This is a genomic window from Arthrobacter sp. efr-133-TYG-120 (genome assembly GCF_030209785.1).
GTDB lineage: Bacteria > Actinomycetota > Actinomycetes > Actinomycetales > Micrococcaceae > Arthrobacter.
Genome location: NZ_JARVRI010000008.1, coordinates 87169 through 104561, shown reverse-complemented (window position 1 = coordinate 104561; position 17393 = coordinate 87169). Strand labels below are relative to the sequence as shown.

At 65.3% G+C, this 17393-nt stretch carries 19 protein-coding genes and 1 riboswitch; of the genes, 9 read left to right on the top strand and 10 right to left on the bottom strand.

What is annotated here, in order from left to right; all coding sequences use genetic code 11:
• Positions 1 to 2: 2 nt before the first annotated feature.
• Entirely contained in the window at positions 3 to 623 is a 621-nt protein-coding gene (locus QRN51_RS05550) for a TetR/AcrR family transcriptional regulator (protein WP_284988962.1), read from the bottom strand.
• A 40-nt stretch (positions 624 to 663) separates the two neighbouring features.
• Here QRN51_RS05550 and QRN51_RS05545 point away from each other — a divergent pair, with 40 nt between their 5' ends.
• Together QRN51_RS05545 and QRN51_RS05540 are read left to right on the top strand one after the other, a co-directional pair.
• Positions 664 to 1788 (top strand): flavin-containing monooxygenase, encoded by a 1125-nt coding sequence (locus QRN51_RS05545; protein WP_284988961.1) that lies wholly within the window; start codon positions 664 to 666, stop codon positions 1786 to 1788.
• A gap of 84 nt (positions 1789 to 1872) precedes the next feature.
• A riboswitch (cyclic di-AMP (ydaO/yuaA leader) is annotated at positions 1873 to 2018 on the top strand.
• A 14-nt stretch (positions 2019 to 2032) separates the two neighbouring features.
• The gene (locus QRN51_RS05540) at positions 2033 to 3148 is read left to right on the top strand and encodes a hypothetical protein (protein WP_284988960.1); all 1116 of its coding nucleotides are present in this window, start codon (positions 2033 to 2035) and stop codon (positions 3146 to 3148) included.
• A 158-nt stretch (positions 3149 to 3306) separates the two neighbouring features.
• On the opposite strand, the gene QRN51_RS05535 is transcribed toward QRN51_RS05540, so the two are convergent.
• Positions 3307 to 4521, bottom strand: a complete 1215-nt coding sequence (locus QRN51_RS05535) for a PucR family transcriptional regulator (RefSeq protein ID WP_059390274.1) — start codon at positions 4519 to 4521, stop codon at positions 3307 to 3309.
• 220 nt (positions 4522 to 4741) lie between these two features.
• Here QRN51_RS05535 and ald point away from each other — a divergent pair, with 220 nt between their 5' ends.
• Entirely contained in the window at positions 4742 to 5860 is a 1119-nt protein-coding gene (ald, locus tag QRN51_RS05530; protein WP_284988959.1) for an alanine dehydrogenase, read from the top strand.
• A 319-nt stretch (positions 5861 to 6179) separates the two neighbouring features.
• Here ald and QRN51_RS05525 read toward each other — a convergent pair whose 3' ends face one another.
• The 5 genes from QRN51_RS05525 to QRN51_RS05505 form a co-directional block, all read right to left on the bottom strand.
• The gene (locus QRN51_RS05525) at positions 6180 to 6908 is read right to left on the bottom strand and encodes a hypothetical protein (protein ID WP_284988958.1); all 729 of its coding nucleotides are present in this window, start codon (positions 6906 to 6908) and stop codon (positions 6180 to 6182) included.
• Positions 6905 to 7456 (bottom strand): RNA polymerase sigma factor, encoded by a 552-nt coding sequence (locus tag QRN51_RS05520; RefSeq protein ID WP_059388725.1) that lies wholly within the window; start codon positions 7454 to 7456, stop codon positions 6905 to 6907. Before QRN51_RS05520 ends, QRN51_RS05525 begins: the two co-directional genes overlap by 4 nt.
• A 133-nt stretch (positions 7457 to 7589) precedes the next feature.
• Positions 7590 to 8261 (bottom strand): hypothetical protein, encoded by a 672-nt coding sequence (locus QRN51_RS05515; protein WP_059388726.1) that lies wholly within the window; start codon positions 8259 to 8261, stop codon positions 7590 to 7592.
• Between the two features lie 136 nt (positions 8262 to 8397).
• Entirely contained in the window at positions 8398 to 9444 is a 1047-nt protein-coding gene (locus tag QRN51_RS05510; protein WP_284988956.1) for a Gfo/Idh/MocA family protein, read from the bottom strand.
• A 42-nt stretch (positions 9445 to 9486) separates the two neighbouring features.
• Positions 9487 to 10098, bottom strand: coding sequence for a TetR/AcrR family transcriptional regulator (locus QRN51_RS05505; protein ID WP_284988955.1), 612 nt, complete (start codon positions 10096 to 10098; stop codon positions 9487 to 9489).
• A 123-nt stretch (positions 10099 to 10221) separates the two neighbouring features.
• On the opposite strand from QRN51_RS05505, the gene QRN51_RS05500 reads away from it, so the two are divergent.
• The 3 genes from QRN51_RS05500 (at position 10222) to QRN51_RS05490 (ending at position 12137) form a co-directional block, all read left to right on the top strand.
• Complete coding sequence (locus QRN51_RS05500; protein ID WP_284988954.1) at positions 10222 to 10785, top strand: NAD(P)H-dependent oxidoreductase; 564 nt, start codon at positions 10222 to 10224, stop codon at positions 10783 to 10785.
• Between the two features lie 80 nt (positions 10786 to 10865).
• Complete coding sequence (locus QRN51_RS05495; protein ID WP_284988953.1) at positions 10866 to 11264, top strand: DUF1801 domain-containing protein; 399 nt, start codon at positions 10866 to 10868, stop codon at positions 11262 to 11264.
• A 162-nt stretch (positions 11265 to 11426) separates the two neighbouring features.
• Entirely contained in the window at positions 11427 to 12137 is a 711-nt protein-coding gene (locus tag QRN51_RS05490) for a GerMN domain-containing protein (protein WP_284988952.1), read from the top strand.
• Positions 12138 to 12146: 9 nt separating this feature from the next.
• On the opposite strand, the gene QRN51_RS05485 is transcribed toward QRN51_RS05490, so the two are convergent.
• Entirely contained in the window at positions 12147 to 12974 is an 828-nt protein-coding gene (locus tag QRN51_RS05485; RefSeq protein ID WP_284988951.1) for an isocitrate lyase/PEP mutase family protein, read from the bottom strand.
• A 114-nt stretch (positions 12975 to 13088) separates the two neighbouring features.
• Here QRN51_RS05485 and QRN51_RS05480 point away from each other — a divergent pair, with 114 nt between their 5' ends.
• The 3 genes from QRN51_RS05480 (at position 13089) to QRN51_RS05470 (ending at position 15315) form a co-directional block, all read left to right on the top strand.
• Positions 13089 to 14396: an aminotransferase-like domain-containing protein gene (locus QRN51_RS05480; RefSeq protein WP_284988950.1), complete on the top strand. Its 1308-nt coding sequence runs from the start codon at positions 13089 to 13091 to the stop codon at positions 14394 to 14396.
• Positions 14393 to 14821, top strand: coding sequence for a universal stress protein (locus QRN51_RS05475; RefSeq protein WP_059388730.1), 429 nt, complete (start codon positions 14393 to 14395; stop codon positions 14819 to 14821). The genes QRN51_RS05480 and QRN51_RS05475 overlap by 4 nt, the downstream gene beginning before the upstream one ends.
• 155 nt (positions 14822 to 14976) lie before the next feature.
• Positions 14977 to 15315, top strand: coding sequence for a hypothetical protein (locus tag QRN51_RS05470; RefSeq protein ID WP_113990649.1), 339 nt, complete (start codon positions 14977 to 14979; stop codon positions 15313 to 15315).
• Here the strand turns inward: QRN51_RS05470 and QRN51_RS05465 are convergent.
• Both QRN51_RS05465 and QRN51_RS05460 read right to left on the bottom strand, forming a co-directional pair.
• Positions 15312 to 15767: a hypothetical protein gene (locus tag QRN51_RS05465; protein ID WP_350224959.1), complete on the bottom strand. Its 456-nt coding sequence runs from the start codon at positions 15765 to 15767 to the stop codon at positions 15312 to 15314. The genes QRN51_RS05470 and QRN51_RS05465 overlap by 4 nt on opposite strands.
• A complete protein-coding gene (locus tag QRN51_RS05460) occupies positions 15760 to 17352 on the bottom strand; it encodes a dihydrolipoamide acetyltransferase family protein (protein WP_284988949.1) in 1593 nt (530 codons plus the stop codon). The genes QRN51_RS05465 and QRN51_RS05460 overlap by 8 nt, the downstream gene beginning before the upstream one ends.
• Between the last annotated feature and the right edge of the window lie 41 nt (positions 17353 to 17393).

The following is a 17393-nucleotide window of genomic DNA, read 5'->3' as shown; positions in this document are numbered from 1 at the left end:
AGCTACGCGAGGGCGGCCTTGAGCGCAGCGTGGACCCAATCCCGGTAGCGGTCCAATCCCCAGGCGAAGTCCAGCACGAGTGACCGGTAGGTGTCCGGATGACCCACCGACCAGATCACGGCAGCGGCTTGCTCGTCGCTCATGCCGGAGCTCAGTGCCCCGCGCCGCCTGAGCGCGGCCGCAGCTTCCGCATAGTTCCGTAGCCGGGTTTCGGCCCGGTCCCGCTCCACTTTTGCGGCTTCGGCGTCGACGGCGGAGGCCTGCCGCATGACGGTGAACAATTGGGCGCTCCGCGGATTCACCTCGGCAAACCAGTCGGCCAACAGCGCCAGGACCGCTCCGGCGTCGGCGGCTGCGGCAGTCCGCTCGCGCATGGTCTCCGGCACGGAACGGGGGGCGTCCGGACCCGCCGCCGTCGCGTCGACCACGGCGGAGAGCAGCGCAGCCTTGTTGCCGACGGAGTTGTAGATGGTCTGGACGGCCACACCTGCTTGCTCGGCGACGGCCCCGATAGTGGTGGCCACATACCCTTTGCTCAGAAACAGCTGACGGGCGGCCTCCACCACGGCAGCTTTGGTTGCGACAGCTTGAGCTAAGCGCCTGTCATTGTGCCGGATTTCCACGAAAAAAGAATAGCATTCCAGTGACTGGAATGCTATTCTAATGACCTCGGACACCTCAGGAGGCTTCGCGATGGACAGCAATGAGGCAGTGAACACGGTAATTGTGGGCGCCGGGCAGGCGGGGCTCGCCACCGGATACCACCTGAAGAAACACCGGCAAGATTTCCTCATCCTGGACTCGCAGGCCCGCGTCGGCGACGTGTGGCGGAGCCGATGGGATTCCTTGCGTCTCTTCACCCCGGCGCAGCACGATTCCCTTCCCGGCCTGCCGTTTCCAGCCGCCCGGGGGACCTTTCCCGGCAAAGACACCATGGCCGAATACCTCGAGAATTACGCCACGAACTGGGAACTCCCGGTACGCCATGGCGCCCGCGTCGTCGGCATCGAGCGGGAGGACGGCCGGTTCCGGGTGCAGTCGAGCGCCGGGTCGATCCTGGCGAGAAACGTTGTTGTTGCCACGGGCCCGAATACACAGCCACGGGTCCCGGCGTTCGCCAGGGATCTCGATCCAGGCATCCACCAACTGCACGGAGCGGAATACTCCAACCCGGACTCAATTCCGCCCGGAGATGTCCTGGTGGTCGGCTCCGGCACCTCCGGCGTCGAAATCGCCCTGGAGCTCGCACCCACGCACCGCACCTACATCGCAGGAAACCCTCCGTTCCACATTCCAGGCCCCGTGACGCGATACGCCGGCGGGCTTTGGTGGCTCTTCATCCACAAGGTGCTGAACAGATCCACCCCTGTCGGCCGCAAGGTCGCGCTCGGGTTCACCCAGCATGGCGCGCCACTGATCCGGACCTCAACGCGGGAGCTCGACGCCGCGGGAGTCACCCGCCTACCACGCCTGAAGGGCACGCGCGATGGCCAACCCCTGACCGATGAAGGTCACGCGATACCGGTGTCCACGGTCATCTGGGCTACTGGTTACCAACCGGACTTTGGCTGGATCCAAGGACTTCCCACGGATGAGGACGGCTGGCCGCTCACCCTCCGGGGCGCCGTAGAACAACTCCCAGGACTGTTCTTTGCGGGCATGCCCTTCCAATACGGGTTGACCTCCGGCCTCGTGGGCGGGGTCGGCCGCGACGCCGAACACGTCGCGGGACTCATCGCCGGCCAGGCCGGGCAAAAACGGGTCACCGCGCCCGTTATTCAAATGTGACTTTGCATGCCGGCTGTTGTAACGTCGAGGGGCGACCCAGTCCCCAACCGGGCCGCTTCCGGGTTGACGCCGAGCTCTGCCGCAACCCGGAATCCGCCAGACCCGCGGCAGAGACGGGGGACCCAGAGTCTCCGGGCCCACTTCAGGCCCTTGGGGTGAAGCCGCCACGCGCGGCCGGACGGCCTCGTCCGAACCCGACAGCTAACCTCGAAGGCGTTGAGAGGCAATCACCATGTCCCCAACCATGGATCAGCCTCGCCGTGCCCAAGTGGCGGGCGAGAGCACCAAACCAACCGGACGTCGTCGGGCCACAGACAGCGAACCGTTCATCGCTGCGCCGGCTTCCGAACCTTTGAGTTCGACGGCGGCACCCACCACCGCCGCAACCCCGACGACGGCGGCACCCACCACGCGCGCGGCCGCCCGTGCAGCCGAACGGAAGCGGGCCTCCGAAGCCAGCGATACTGCGGCCATTCAAACAGTGCCTGCTGCGGCGGCAGAACCTGCCACCGCGGCCATACCGACTGTCGCTGCCGAGACCGCGGCTCCTGCGACAGCTGAGCCGGCCACTGCGGCCATACCGACGGTGTCTGCTGCGACCTTGGCTCGCGCGACAGCAGAGTCGGCCAAAACCGAGAACGCAGCCACAACGGCACTTCCCGCGGCAACCCGCGCGGGCGCCGGTCCGGCGACCCTTACCGGTTCCTCCTTCAGCCGTGAACCACACGCCGTCCTCAAGAAGGCCGCCGCCGTCCGGACGATGAGCAACCGAATGGCAGTGGTGACAGGTGCCCTAGGCATCTTGTTGGCCGCCGGCTCCCTGGGACAAGCCCTCGAGTTGCCCTTCTTCGGCCAGGAATCCCGCGCCCAGGACGCTGCCAGCGCAGACAGCCAGGACTCCACGCAATCCGGCGCTCCTTCCACGACGCCAAGCACCTCCCCCAGCGCTGCGGGATCACCTTCGGCAGCTACCCCGAGCGCCAAGTCCGGCCAGGCCGGGGACCCGGCGCAGCATTCGCCGCAAGGACCGGTAGCTGTCGAATCGTCGAGCGTCCCTGCACCATCGATCTCCGTTCAGGTTCCTGCCCTCCCGTCAGCGCTGCCCCCAAGCCTCACCCCGGCGCCTGTTCCTTCCACCCCGGTTCCGGCCCAGCCTGCGCCGGCTCCCAGCCCCGGTCCGACCGGACCCGCTAGCCCAACCCCGACACCGGATCCGACGGATCCAGCGTCTCCGACTCCCGCACCCACAGGTTCTTGGAAGCCGCGGACCCCGGCCAGCCCCACACCGACGCCACCGCCTACCCAACCGGGCGTCGATCTTGGGTCGATTCTGGACGCAGCAACCAAGGCACTGCAGTGAGGATGGGAGGGCATCGAGCATTTGCCGTCGAGTGGCACGGACGATGCTGCCGGAACACCTGGACGCAGATGATTCAGCACCGCCCGGACCGCTGGCGCTGCAGCCTTCAGTTGAGGCAGTTCAACAAGTAGGCCAGCGCGGTTTCCGGTACCTGCGCTTCAAATCCGCGGTCGGCCAGCCCAGCGGCGCGCCTTGAGCGTTGCGTGGAGTTCGAGACGGGTGGCGCCATTCAACGGATCCGCTCCGATAAGCTGGCGGACCCTGGCCAGTCGGTTGTAGATGCTGCTGCGGTGCAGGTGGAGCTTCGAGGCCACATCCTGAACGGAGCCGTCGCTGTCGTAAAGCAGTTCGAGCACGGGCAGCAGCTCGCCGTTGCGGTCGGCGTCCTCGATCTCCTGGAAGTGCACGGAACCCGAATCGTCCCAGCCCCCGGGCGCCTGTAGCCGTTCGAACAACTGGTAGATCCCGGCCGAGCGGCTGTCCACGAGCTCGCCGAGCGGAGGATCGACGGCGGCAGCCTGGGCCGCGAGCTTCGACTGCCGGTACGCCCGGCCCAGTTGGCGAATAGCCGAAAACGGCTCGCTGATGCCAAGAATGACGCGGTCCACTTTTCGGCCGGCGCGCTTGGCGAGTTCCAGCTGATAGTGGACCAGGACCTGGGCATGCTCTGCCCGTCCGCCCGTTTCGCGGAACAACAGGACTGAGTGCGTCTCAGTCCCGGCGCTGAAAAGCACGGAATCGACCCCGATAGTGGCCTGCAGTGCGGCGGAACGGTGTGTCAGGGTCGCCGCGATCGGATCAGAGACGCCGCCACTGTCCGCAGCATCGAGCACGGTAACCAGCTGCCACGGTCCCCTGCCTTGGATCTCCTTCCATCCCGCCACGGCCGCCACCGCGTTGGACTCGCCTTGGCATGCAGCGAGGAATTCCTGCTCACGGCGGCGCCGGAACTCCGATTCCGCCGTATTGGAATCGAGCAGCAACCCCGCGAGGAGGTCCAACTCGTCCCGGACACCAGGCAATTCGGCGAGTATCGCCGTCGCGGTCTGCTCGTCAAGGTCCTGCTGGACCCAGAGGTATCCCACACGGAATCCGCGCACCAGCAACGGGACGCAAACCCGCCCGACCATCCCGAGTTCTTCATTGGCGGGTACGACGACGGGACGCACCGCGGTTGCGATGCCGTGCGAGAGCTGCCAGGCGCTGACGTCCACCGGGACACGCTTGCTGAGGAGGAAATTCACGCGCACGCGGTCGGCGTGGGACTGGTTGGAGCTGTAGGCGAGCAGCACGCCGTCGAGGTCTTCCAAGGAGAGGCCGCGGCCCAACTTGAGTGCTACGTCCTCGACGATTTTCTCCACGTCTTGCTGCATGGAGAAAACACTACTTTGCCCCACGAACATCAGGCGACACCTGACGCCCTCAATATCGACAAATGTCGAGTCGAGGGCGGCAAAAACCGCGTAATTCCGGGGAAGTCGGCAACTGTGACGATCGCCTTTCCTGTCGGCTGGCTCACAGCGGATTTATTCTGGAAGCACAGTCCCCCGCAGAGAAAAAGGCCGTTGAAGCCTTTCGAAGATGGAGCCCAAAATGATCATCGGTGTCCCCAAAGAGATCAAGAACAACGAATTCCGCGTTGCCATCACGGCCGCGGGCGTTCACGAGTTCCGCACCCACGGCCACACCGTTCTGGTGGAACGGGGCGCAGGCCTGGGCTCCGGTATCACGGACGAGGAATACTCGGTTGCCGGCGCTGAGATCGTGGCCGAGGCCGACGACGTCTGGGCACGCGCTGACATGGTCATGAAGGTCAAGGAACCGATCAAGGCCGAGTACCACCGCTTCCGCAAGGGCCTGATCCTCTTCACCTACCTGCACTTGGCCGCCGAGGCCGAGCTGACCCAGGAACTCATCAACTCCGGCGTCACGGCCATCGCCTACGAAACCGTCCAGGACGGCCGCGCGCTGCCTCTGTTGGCACCCATGTCCGAGGTTGCCGGCCGCCTGTCGGTCGTCGTCGGCGCTTCCTCCCTCATGGCTCCGGCCGGTGGCAAGGGTGTGCTGCTGGGCGGCGTACCCGGCGTCCGCCCGGCCAAGGTTGTTGTCCTCGGCGCCGGTGTTGCCGGTACCAACGCCGCCGCCATGGCCTTGGGCCTGGGCGCCGATGTCACCATCCTGGACATCAACATCAACCGCCTCCGCGAACTGGACGCCCTCTACCAGGGCCGCCTGAAGACGGTCGCCTCCAACGCATACGAGATCGAGAAGTCCGTGGTCGACGCCGACCTCGTCATCGGTTCCGTGCTGATCCCGGGCGCCAAGGCCCCCAAGCTGGTCACCAACGAGCTGGTTTCCCGCATGAAGCCCGGCTCCGTGCTGGTGGACATCGCAGTGGACCAGGGCGGCTGCTTCGAGGACACGCACCCCACCACGCACCAGGAACCCACGTACAAGGTCCACAACACGATCTTCTACTGCGTCGCCAACATGCCGGGCGCCGTTCCGAACACTTCCACTTACGCCCTGACCAACGTCACCCTGCGCTACGCGGTGTCACTGGCCAACCTGGGCGTCAGGGCTGCATTCGACCGCGACCCCGCACTGGCGGCCGGCCTCAACATCGCGGCAGGCAAGGTCACGCACCGCTCGGTTTCCGAGGCGCACAACCTGCCCCTCGTCGCCGATTGGCACAACCTGGTCTCGGCATAGTTTCCTCTCCGCCTCTCACCGGGGCGGCTTAGCGATCACGACGGCGGGGTGCGGCTTCCACGGGAAGCGGCACCCCGCCGTCGTGGTCCCACCGACGCTCGCTCGCTTTTAGGGCATTTTGGCCCAACGCTCGCTCGCTTTTAGGGCATTATGGCCCGACGCTCGCTCAGATCTTCTGAGCGAGCGTTGAAGATATCAGGCGTATTGGTGAGCGAGCGTCGGGTGAAAATAGGCCATATCTGCAGGAGCGTCTAATGGAGTACCCCCGGCCGCCTGAGCGGCTTGTCCGAGCACGACGCCGGACACTCCACGACGCCAGTTACGGCTTGACCGGGCTGCCCGGAAGAATCTCGGACGGAACCGGTTGGGGCAACGGCAGCGTGGGCGTTGGGACCTCCGGCGTCGGGATCGTAATTGGCCCCGGGCGGCCCTTTGCGATGTCGTGCAATCCATTACGCGGATCCGACTCGGACCCCGGAGCGGTAGTGCCGGGAGTCGCGTGCGGCGATGGATGCGCGGTGTTTTGGGCCCCAGGCGCAGAGGACTCCGGAGAGGGCGATCCGGGAACGTTTGTTTCCCGGGTGGGCATAGGGACCGGCTCCTGGCGGGTTCCTTGCTGTTGTGGAGCGTTGCCGCCCGATCCAGGGGTGAGCTGCGAAACAACGGATCCCACCACGGCGCCCAAGTGTTCGATCGTTCCCGGAATGCCGCCGTCGGACGCAGCCGCGGCGGTAGCTCCGGCGGCAAGGGAAGCCGCAACGGCAAGAGCCGCAATGCCGGCACGGCGCTTACGACGGCGACAAGTGGCCAGTTCATCAACAGGGGTGGCCGCGGCGCGGGCTAGCGGGGTTGTGGCCGCGACAGGAGCAGCCGCAACGCCCGCAGGTGCCATCAAAGCCTGCACAGCCGCCGATGGCTGCGGCCGGGTGCTCGCAAGGGCGCGCAGTTCCAGCAGCTCGGTCCGGATCTCGTACGCTTCGTCGAGCCCGGCTTCAGCAAGCAGGCGGTCAACGCCTTGCTCGCCGAAGGATGCGGATTTTTCGCTCATGATGTGCCATTCCTTAGTAGTGCACGTTCTCTCAGTGCACTCAATGCCCTGCGCTGCAACTGCTTCACGGCTCCTTGGGACTTGCCCATGATGTCCGCTGTTTCTTCCAACGAAAGGTCCGCCACGACCCGTAGTGCCAGGACCTCCCGATAGTCGGGATTGAGGTCCGCCAGTAGCTCGGTTACACCCAGTCCTGCGCCATGCCCGAATGCCTGGTCCTCGGCCGAAGGCGCGCGCCGCGAATCCAGATCGGATTCATAGGGCGCGGAATCAGGGGTGCGTTCCCGCTTCCGGTAGTGATCCACCATGCGCGCGTGCGCTATGGAGAAGAGCAGGGTCTTGGCCCCCTGGAGACCTCCGCGGAGGGAATCCAGTTTGGGATAGAGGGCCAGGAACACGTCCTGGGTAACTGCTTCCGGATCGTCTACGCCGCGGGCTCGCAGGTATCCAAACACCGGTCCGGAAAATTCGTTGTAGGCAGCCGTGAAGAGCAGAGCGGGATCTTCCTCGTCCGCCTGCAAATATTCGTCAGCCAAAGGGTCAAGCACCCGCGACCCCTCCATCCCACGCAGCACGGTCATCGTCCCTGGCCTAGGAAATGACCACTGCCGCCGTCTGTTGCGTCGCGGGGCTCCTTGTCATTTAGCCAAGGAGCCCCGCCGTTCAAGCGTAGCCGCAGTGTTACGGGCTGACAGAATCGGACGGCACGTGCACCGGTGCGGTCGGCACGTGGGACGGCACAGCCGGGACGGCCGGTACAGCAGGAACGGCCGGTGCAGACGGCACGGCGGGAACAGCCGGTACGGCCGGCACTGCGGCGTTTCCATCGGCGTCGGCCTTGGCGGAAGCAGATCCGTCAGCGTTCAGGCCGGCGGCCTTGCCTTCGCTCACGACGGTGGCGCAGTGTGCGTTGACGTTGGCCTCGCCGCCAGCGGCGACTACCAGTGAGGAGTAACCGGGTACCTTGGCGTCAGCCTTCAGGCCGCCGTTGAGGAGGGCGGTGCAGAGGCCGAATGCCTCAGGCGAGGTGGCTTTGGCTGAAGCGGCTGCCGCTGCGGCCTTGGACTTTGCGTCGTCGACGGCGTCCGTGGCCTTGGACTTGGCATCGGCAGCGGCGTCAGTTGCCTTGGACGTTGCCGTCTGGGACGCGTCGGCAGTCTTGGACAGCGCGGACTCGGCTGCTTTGGACGCTACCGGAGCCGGGGCGCCGAGCAGCTCGTGGGCGCTCTTCTGCAGATCGTTGGGAAGTGCTCCGTTGAAGGCTGCGACGCCGGTTCCGCCAACCGCTACAGCTCCGGCAGCGAGGACGCCGGCGGCGATTTTGCTAGTGGCAAGGACAGTGAACAAGGACATGAAACCCTCCGACAAACGTTTTGGGACTACTCCGGCAGCGGCTTTGTCGCTACTGGATGATCAGTGCGGACGTTGCCCACACTCCCCTTACATCGCTGGCGGTCCCGTCGAAGTTACGCCCTTATCCAAAAAACTTTCAGGCGAGTGTCCGGGCCTGCTCAATCAGCTTGAGTACCTCGACTGGCCCGGCCGGATCCACGGGGAGCGGCAAAGCGGAGGCGGCACCGCCGTCGGCGATCTTCTCCGCAAGGATCCGGTAGAACTCCTGGTAGGCGCCGCGCTCGGTGGGTACCGTGGTCCGCACGCCGTCGATTTCCAGGGTGCCGTAGTGGTGCGGATCGTCGACGCCGTAGGCGCCATCGGTGGGCCGGCCGCCCGCCACGATGAACGGTTCCTGGGGGTCGATTCCGAACTTCACGAATCCACCCTTGCTCCCCAGGATGCGGAAGCGCGGTGCGTGAAGCTGGCTGTTGACGTTCATGGCGACGTGGCTGAGCACTCCGGAAGCGTGTTGAAGGACCAGGAAGACGTCGTCGTCGGCTTTCTCCCGGGGCCTTCGGGCAAGGATTTCGGCATGGATGACTTCGGCGGGACCGAACATCTGGAGGGCAAGGTCAAGCAGGTGGGTTCCCAGGTCGAAGAGCAGCCCACCGCCGTCGTCGGCCGTGGCGCCGGCCTTCCACGCCTTGCTGATTTCGGGCGCCCACCGTTCCATTGACGCCTCGCAGCGCATCACGTCGCCCAGCGTCCCGGCGTCGAGCAGCTTCTTCACGGTGAGGGCGTCGCCGTCCCAGCGGCGGTTTTGGTAGACGGTGAGCACACGGCCCAGCTTCGCGGCCAACTCGATCAGCTCCTGCCCCTGCGCGCTGGTCACCGCGAACGGCTTGTCGACGACGACGTCGAGCCCGGCTACCAGCGCGGCTTTCGTGAGCGGGTGATGGGTCGCAGGCGGCGTGCCGAGCACCACGAGGTCGAGGTCACCGGCAAGCGCCAAGACGTCTTCCGGACTGTCCACGACCCTCGTGCCGGGATACCGTTCCTGCGCTTTGGCCTTACGGCCCGCGTCCGAAGTAACGATGACGTCGAGGGAATACGCCGGATTGGCTGCGATGAACGGCGCGTGGAAGACGCTGCCGGAAAGGCCATAGCCGACGACGGCGGTGCGGATCGGTGTGTGGGTCATGCCGCTACGCTACCGGGCGAAGGTGGCCCGGCGAAGGTTATGTCAGCAGTCTTTCAGCAGGCGCGTAACGAGCTCTCGCCACGACGCAGCCAGGCGCTCCGGGGCGACTCCATGGGCGCGGAGGGAATGGAGCATGCGCTCGGGATCCAGCGTGGCGCCGAGGGAAAGAGCTAGCAGCCATGGATCGCGGTCCAGGCCCGCTTCCCGCAGCAGCATCTCGATGTGCCGGTGCCACAACACGACCGGCGGGGCGTCGTGCCGGTTTTGCGGGGAATGCTCCGCCGCAGCACGGGCCAGCTCGCCGTATTCTTCGACATATTTGATGCGCGCTTCGCCGAAGGCAATGAGCCGTTCAAGTGGGGGCGCTCCGGGGCCTAGCGGCGGCGGACCGAAGATGAACTCGCGCTGGAATTCCGCCTCGGCATCGCTCAGGAGGGTCATCATGAGTCCGGCCCTGCTGCCGAAACGGCGGAAGACCGTTCCCTTCCCGACGTCGGCCCGGCACGCGAGCATGTCCATCGTGACGGCGTCCACTCCGTGTTCGGCCACGAGATCCCTGGCAGCTTGAAGGAGCCGTTCGCGGTTACGCGCGGCGTCGCTGCGCTCCGGCGGCGTCCCGAAAGGCGAACCGGGCCGGATGGGGATGAGGCTCACAGAAACATTCTAGCCTTGGGAATATTAAGCGGACCGCAGTCCGTTTAGAATCTACGAAGGCAGCAAAAGCCTCCAAAACCGAGCGCCTGCGGCACCGTCCGCGGCCAGACCCAAGGAGTTCCCATGTCCAAGAACACCGTTCTCGCCCTTGTTGGCAGCCTCCGCGCCGATTCCCACAACCGCAAGCTCGCCGAAGCCATCCAGCTCAACGCCCCGGAAAACGTCGAAGTACAGATCCACGGCTCCCTCGGCAACATCCCGTTCTACAACGAAGACATCGACGTCGAAGGCCAGGTTCCGGCCGAAGCCGCAGCCCTCCGCGCTGCCGCCGCCGAAGCAGACGCCATCCTGCTCATCACACCGGAGCACAACGGCACCATGCCGGCGTCGCTCAAGAACGCCATCGACTGGCTGTCCCGCCCGTTCGGCGCCGGCGCGCTGGCAGGCAAGCCGACCGCCGTCGTCGGTACCGCCTTTGGCCAGTTTGGTGGCGTCTGGGCACAGGACGAGGCCCGCAAGGCCGCTGGCATCGCCGGCGCCAAGGTCCTCGAGGACGTCAAGCTTGCCGTTCCCGGCTCCATGATCCGCTTCGCTGAACTGCACCCGAAGGACGACGCCGAAGTTGTCGAGCAGATCAAGGGCATCTTCGAGCCGTTGACCGCCGTCCAGGAAGACGTCGCAGCCTAGTTCCCCCGCTCGCCGCGAGAACGCCCCCGTCCAGCCGTTGAGGCGTGGGCGGGGGCGTTCTTTGTCGATACGATGGCGGCATGGCCGACTACAACCGCCATCCCGACGTCGATGCCTACCTTGAGGCCCTCCCGGACTGGCAGCGCGCCATCGGAGAGCAACTACGCGATCTCATCCACGAAGCCGAGCCTGAAATCGTCGAAACGATCAAGCGCCGCACCCGGCCCTACTTCGTCCTCGAGGGCAACGTTTGCGCGTTTCTCGCAGCCAAGGACCACGTCAACCTGTTCCTCTACGACGGTGCGATTGTTCTCGACCCGGACAACATCATCACATCGGGTCACGACAACAAGACCGCCCGCATGATCACCTTCCACCAGCACGGGCCGATTCCCCGCGCGCCCCTCATCACCATGCTGCGGCAGATCGCGGCGAACAACCGTGCCGGCGGTTGGCGGAAGATCAAGGGAACGGACTAGCCGGAACGCGCTTCGGAACGGAAGCGCGTCGCCGCGCCGCTACCATTCCGTGACTGAGCTGAGGCCGAACCGTCATGGACGGAGCGGCCCACACCCGATCGGCCAGCCGTAACGTTGAGTTACAGGCACCAGGAGTGATCAGGGCAAAGCGCGGGGGCTTTCATGCGGGTCGGACGCGGCGTGAAATGCACGACGACGGCGGTCGCCGCGCTGTGCCTATCCCTCGCGCCCTGCCTGGCTGGCTGCGCTTCCCCCGGCGGCACCGATCCGGGCGGCTCACTCTCCACACAACCGGCCTCACCGGGCTCCGTCCAGGTGACGCAGGAGCCGGTAGCTGGCCCGATTCCCATGCCCCTCCCGGCGCCTCCCCCGTATATCAACCCGCCGCCCGCGGCTCCGCGGCCGACCGCTGCGAGCCCGCAGGCGCCCGTAGCCGCGCCGGTTCCCGCGCCCCTCCCGACCGCCGGAGAAGCGACTGGGACTTTCGTGTATTTCGTGGCAATCGGCGACGGCGGCAGCCGCGGCGTGCGGTTCGGCTGTGACGACAGCCTCGTGGCCGTCCACGTCACCACCCCTCCCGGCAGCGACCGCTTGGCAGGGGCAATGGCGCAGTTGCTGGCGCCCGACGGCACCGCGTCCCGGGCAGGTTTGTACAACGCGCTCTCGGGTTCCGCGCTGCGCTACGTTTCCGGCTACCTCGACGGCACCACCGCCGTCGTGAACCTGAGCGGTTCACTTCGCCCTGCAGGCGTGTGCGACAACCCGCGGATCGAGACTCAGCTGGCGCAAACCGCGGTGGCGGCTACGGGAGCATCCCAGGCAGCGATCTACATCGACGGGAATGCCCTGGCGGACGTCCTGAGTCTGCGCTGAGGTGGCCAGTCACTCGAAGAGCGCATCCATATCTGCGTAGCTCCGGCTTCCGGCGAGGCCCGACCAGTTCCCGTCGCCAAGAACTTCCATGGCCAGCCTGGAGACCTTCGCGTAGGCCGCCCTGGCAGTACTGCCGCCGATGCTGATCCGCCGCACGCCGACGTCGTGCAGTTCTCCGGGCGACGGCGAACCCAAGCCGGCCAACGCATTGAGCGGTACGCCGATCCGCCGGGAAAGTTCGTGCAGGACATGGAGGTCCGCCAAGCCGGGCACGAATATTCCGTCCGCCCCTGCCCGCTGATAGGCATCCGCCCGGCGCAGCGTTTCCTCATATGCAGTGTCCGGGAACTTTCCAGACCAATAAGTGTCCGTTCGCGCATTGATGAACAGCCGGACGCCCGCGTCCTCGGCAGTCTGCCTGATCAGCGCGATGCGTCTGGACTGTTCAGTGATCTCGCTCAACGGCTGGTCCGCCGAGTCCTCGATGTTGATCCCGACGGCGCCCGCGTCCAGCACCGCTCGAACCGTGGCCTGGAGTTCTTCGTCTGCGCGTCCGTACCCGGTCTCGATATCCGCGGTCACGGGCAAGCGGGTGGCCTTCGCTATCCGGGCGAGCGCCTCCATTGCGAGGTGCCGCGGAAGGTGGTCCCCGTCCCGGTACCCCAGGCTCCAGGAGACAGCCGAGCTGGAAGTCGCCACCGCCGTCGCGCCCGCTTCCTCGACCATCCGCGCAGACGCGGCATCCCACGCATTAACCAACACCAACGGCGCATGCGGCACGGCATGGAGCTCGTGGAAGCGGAGGGCCTTGGATTCGAGTTCGGGGTGCGTCGTCATTGCTCTATTCCAGCCTTCCTATGTCCGGACGTAAAGCGCTTCGCACCGCGAATCCAAAAAATGGGATGAAACATCCGTTGCCCAATTGGCAACTCCGGGGAGTATCCTTTCCATGTGACCCACGAAACATTGGACGCCGGGCCTGAATTGCCCGCGGAAGCAATCGACGCAATAGAGCGAGCAGCAACTGCCGCCCACCGCCACGAGGAACTTTTCTCGGAGCGCGCCGCCAACATCAAGCAGTCCGCTGTGCGTGACGTCTTCGACATTTCAATGCGGCCGGGACTCGTGTCCCTCGCTGGCGGAAACCCCTATCTGCAGTCCCTGCCCCTCGAGAAGCTCGGCCAGACCGCGGCCCGCATCATCGCGGAAGAAGGCATGACGGCACTGCAGTACGGCGGCGGCCAAGGCACCGAGGAACTGCGTACCCAGATCTGCGAGATCATGGCCGCGGAGGGCATCATGGACGCCCGCCCGGAGAACGTGGTGATCACCGCCGGTTCCCAGTCGGCCCAGGATGTCGCCACGAAAGTCTTCTGCAATCCTGGCGACGTCGTCCTCGTGGAAAACCCCACCTACGTGGGTGCCCTGAACACCTTCGAGGCCTACCAGGTCCAGGTTGAGACCGTGGACATGGACGACGACGGCTTGGTTCCGGAGCTCCTCGAAGCCAAGATCGCTGAGCTTCAGGCCGAGGGCAAGACCATCAAGTTCCTCTACACGATCCCCAACTTCAACAACCCCTCCGGCATCACGCTTGCTCCGGCGAGGCGTCAGCGCATTGTCGATATATGCCGCAATGCGAATATTCTGGTGCTCGAAGACAACCCTTACGGTCTTTTGCGCTTCGACGGCAAGCCGTTGGAACCAATGCGTGCCGCGAATGAGCACGACGTCATCTACATGGGCTCGTTCTCCAAGATCTTTGCCCCGGGACTGCGCATCGGGTGGGCCCTTGTACCCGAGCACTTGCAGCGGCGCTTCTACCTGGCTTCGGAAGCCGTGACCCTATGCCCTCCCACCCTGAACCAGATGATCATCTCCGCATATCTTCGGGACTACGACTGGCGCGGGCAGATTGACACCTACCGGGCTCTTTACGAGGAACGCTGCAATGCCCTGCTGGTGGCGCTGGAAGAGCACATGCCTTCCGGGCTCAGGTGGACCAGGCCCGAGGGCGGCTTCTTCGTCTGGGTCACTTTGCCCGACGGCGTCGACACGTATCCGCTGCTCAAGAGGGCAATCGCGGCGGGGGTCGTGTTCATCCCCGGCGCGGCGTTCACGCACTCGGACGAACCATCCAACAAACTGAGGTTGGCTTTCAGCGCAGTGCCACCGGAGTCCATCGCCGAAGGTGTCCGCCGATTGGCGCCGGTTTTGCAAGAAGCCATTGATGTCATCAGCAAAGGAGCAGATATATGAGCGGAATAGTCCTCGTCGGAGTCGACGGCAGCGTAACAGCGAGAAGGGCCGCCGATTCGGCAAAGAATTTGGCGACCGCACTGGGCGCGGAACTCCGCGTCATCACCGCTTTTGAAGGCGCCCACGTGGAGGTCGTCGAAAGCGGAGGGGACAAGTGGATTCTCTCCGACGCCGACGCCGCGGAGAAGGTCGCCAGCAAAGTCGCCGCAGAACTCGCCTCCGAGCAATTGACCACCAGCTACGGGGCCGTCTTCGGCAAAGCCGGAGAGGCCTTGGTCAAGGAAGCCGAACGAGTGGGTGCCCAAGTGATCGTGGTCGGCAACCGCCGTATGCAGGGACTGGCAAGGGTTCTCGGCAGCGTTGCGAACACGGTGGCGCACAACGCGCCGTGCGACGTCTACATTGCCAAGACGGACGAACCGTAGGGAACACGCCGACCCCTGGACTTTGACGGGGATCACGCGTTGTGGTGGGCGGTCTCACCCCGATTTTGGCCGTGCGGCTAGGATGCCGCCGATAAAATTGAAGTGGCCCCCAAGGGCGCGAGCCGCCCATCACATCAACCCGTAGGGGATCCCTTTTGCTTACTCTGCAGCCGCGCCAACGCGTCGGACACGACATTCTGCTCGCCCGCCATGGCAACCACATCAGTTCCATGCGCTTCGACCGGGCGAATGACCGCATCGTGGCACTTCTCGACGACGGCTCGGTAGACAGCGCCCCGAACATGATCTCCCCGTTGCTCCAGATGCCGGAGACCTTCCGCAGCATCCTTCGCTCCGACTGGAAATTGTTGCTTGTGGTTGCTTCCGCGATGCTCGCCGTCGGAGCCCTGGCGATGGTGCTGTCATTCGGAATGATCGGCAGCATGAGCGATCAGCAACTGCGCGACCTCGCGCTCAGCTACACGTCCTACTAGCCCGCGGAAATTGCCGAGGCATGGCCGCTGATTTTCCACACGAGGCTGACTGCGGCCAACACCGTGATGCCGCCAATCAGTGCAAGGATCATCGCTGAGACGCTCGTCGGGGCGTGGATGAGATTGAGGACCACCAGCCCCACGACCACGGACACGAGCGCAAGCATCAGCAACGGCGCCCGCTCCTTGCGATCACTGACGTGGTGGTCGCTGAGTTTGCCGAGCCGCACCATGAGCAGGACGTAGGCCAGCGGCAGCACGCAGACAAAGAGCGCCGCCAGGACACCGAACCATATCGTGCCCGGGAAGCCTGGTTCCACCGCAGGGCTCATGAGCAGCAGGACGGATACGACGGCGGGCGGCTGGAAGACTTCCGTCAGGACCCTGGCAACGCGGTGCCGCTCTCCCCTAACGCCGCGCCGCCCGTCCTTGATGCCGCGATGCTCAGTCAAGCAGCAGGGCAGGTTCTTCGAGGATGGATGCTACGTCGGCCATGAAACGGGCAGAGAGGTCGCCGTCCACCACGCGGTGGTCGAACGAACCGCCAAGCGTTGTGATCCAGCGGGGGATGACCTCGCCGTCGAGCACCCACGGCTTTTGCTTGATGGTGCCGAACGCGACGATTGCCACCTCACCGGGGTTGATAATAGGCGTTCCGGTGTCGATGCCCAGGGCGCCGATGTTCGTGATGGTCAGCGAGCCGCCCTGCATCTGCGACGGCTGGGTCTTGCCGGCGCGTGCCGTGCTGGCAAGCTCATTGAGGGCGAGGGCCAGTTCCTTGAGGGAAAGATCCTGGGCATCCTTGATGTTCGGAACCATAAGCCCTCGCGGCGTCGCCGCGGCAATGCCCAGGTTCATGTAGTGCTTGACGTGGATCTCCGCGTTTCCGTTGCCATCGGCGTTCTCCACCCAGGTCGCGTTAACGCTCGGATTGCGCGCCGCGGCCCAAATCACAGCCTTCGAGAGGATCAGCAGCGGCGATACTTTGATTCCCTCAAAGTCCCTGGAGGCCTTGAGCCGCTTGACGAATTCCATGGTGCGGCTGGCATCCACGTCAACGAAGATACTCACGTGCGGCGCCGTGAAGGCCGACTCCACCATGGCCTTGGCCGTGGCCTTGCGGACGCCCTTGACCGGGATCCGTTCCACTCGCTGATCCTGCGGTTTCTTGGACGCACCCCAGAACGTGTCTGCTTGGTCCACCTCGGCATCGCGCTGCGACTGGTAGCTGACCAAGTCCTCGCGGGTCACTTCGCCGCGGGCTCCGGTGGGAACGACGTCGGCCAGGTCAATCCCAAGTTCACGGGCGATCTTGCGCACGGGCGGCTTGGCCAGCACCCGGTTGACGAGGCCACTGACCGTTGCACCGATGCCGGTGAGACCCGGCGCCTGGTTTGCGGATGTCTGGCTTGCGGATGTCTGGCTTGCGGTTGCGGGCTGTTGTGCGGCAACGGGCGGCAGGGCCGGAGCGCTGGGCTCTGCCACTCGCTCGACGGCGGTCTCGACGGCGGCGGGTACCGCGCTCGGCGCGGCGGCGGGTACCGAAGCAGCACCTTCCGGGCGCTTGCGCGGGCGGCGCTTGACCGCGTCGGCCTTGGGACCGGAGCCAACCAGCGGGCCGCCGGCCGGACCGCCGTCGGACGTTCCGGCGTCGTCGGGCAACTTGCCGTACATCGAGGCTTCGAAGACCTGTTCCGCTGCAGGCGCGGCGGCGGGCGTCGCGGCGGCGGTCGGAGCCGCAGGCTGCTCGGCGAGCGGCGCACCGGGCGCTGACGCGGGCGCGGTGTCACCCGGCGCATTGTCCGAAATTCCGATAATCGCGGTCCCTACTTCAACCGTGATGCCTTCGGCAACGAGCAATTCCGCCACGGTGCCGGCATACGGGGACGGCAATTCCACGAGGGACTTGGCGGTCTCGATCTCGCAGATGACGTCGTTGATGGCCACGGTATCGCCGGGCTTGACCTTCCAGGAGACGATTTCCGCCTCGGTCAGGCCTTCGCCGACATCCGGCAGGTTGAATTTCTTAACAGTCACTTAGGTCCTCGATCTCGGCTGGCCCGTCCGCGTGGCGGCGG

Coding starts and splice junctions, on each gene's coding strand:
- QRN51_RS05475 (WP_059388730.1), top strand. CDS start 14,393: ATGAGCGGAATAGTCCTCGTCGGAGTCGACGGCAGCGTAACAGCGAGA.
- QRN51_RS05510 (WP_284988956.1), bottom strand. CDS start 9,444: ATGACCCACACACCGATCCGCACCGCCGTCGTCGGCTATGGCCTTTCC.
- QRN51_RS05525 (WP_284988958.1), bottom strand. CDS start 6,908: ATGAGCGAAAAATCCGCATCCTTCGGCGAGCAAGGCGTTGACCGCCTG.
- QRN51_RS05535 (WP_059390274.1), bottom strand. CDS start 4,521: ATGCAGCAAGACGTGGAGAAAATCGTCGAGGACGTAGCACTCAAGTTG.
- QRN51_RS05485 (WP_284988951.1), bottom strand. CDS start 12,974: ATGACGACGCACCCCGAACTCGAATCCAAGGCCCTCCGCTTCCACGAG.
- ald (WP_284988959.1), top strand. CDS start 4,742: ATGATCATCGGTGTCCCCAAAGAGATCAAGAACAACGAATTCCGCGTT.
- QRN51_RS05545 (WP_284988961.1), top strand. CDS start 664: ATGACCTCGGACACCTCAGGAGGCTTCGCGATGGACAGCAATGAGGCA.
- QRN51_RS05515 (WP_059388726.1), bottom strand. CDS start 8,261: ATGTCCTTGTTCACTGTCCTTGCCACTAGCAAAATCGCCGCCGGCGTC.
- QRN51_RS05500 (WP_284988954.1), top strand. CDS start 10,222: ATGTCCAAGAACACCGTTCTCGCCCTTGTTGGCAGCCTCCGCGCCGAT.
- QRN51_RS05540 (WP_284988960.1), top strand. CDS start 2,033: ATGGATCAGCCTCGCCGTGCCCAAGTGGCGGGCGAGAGCACCAAACCA.
- QRN51_RS05490 (WP_284988952.1), top strand. CDS start 11,427: ATGCGGGTCGGACGCGGCGTGAAATGCACGACGACGGCGGTCGCCGCG.
- QRN51_RS05495 (WP_284988953.1), top strand. CDS start 10,866: ATGGCCGACTACAACCGCCATCCCGACGTCGATGCCTACCTTGAGGCC.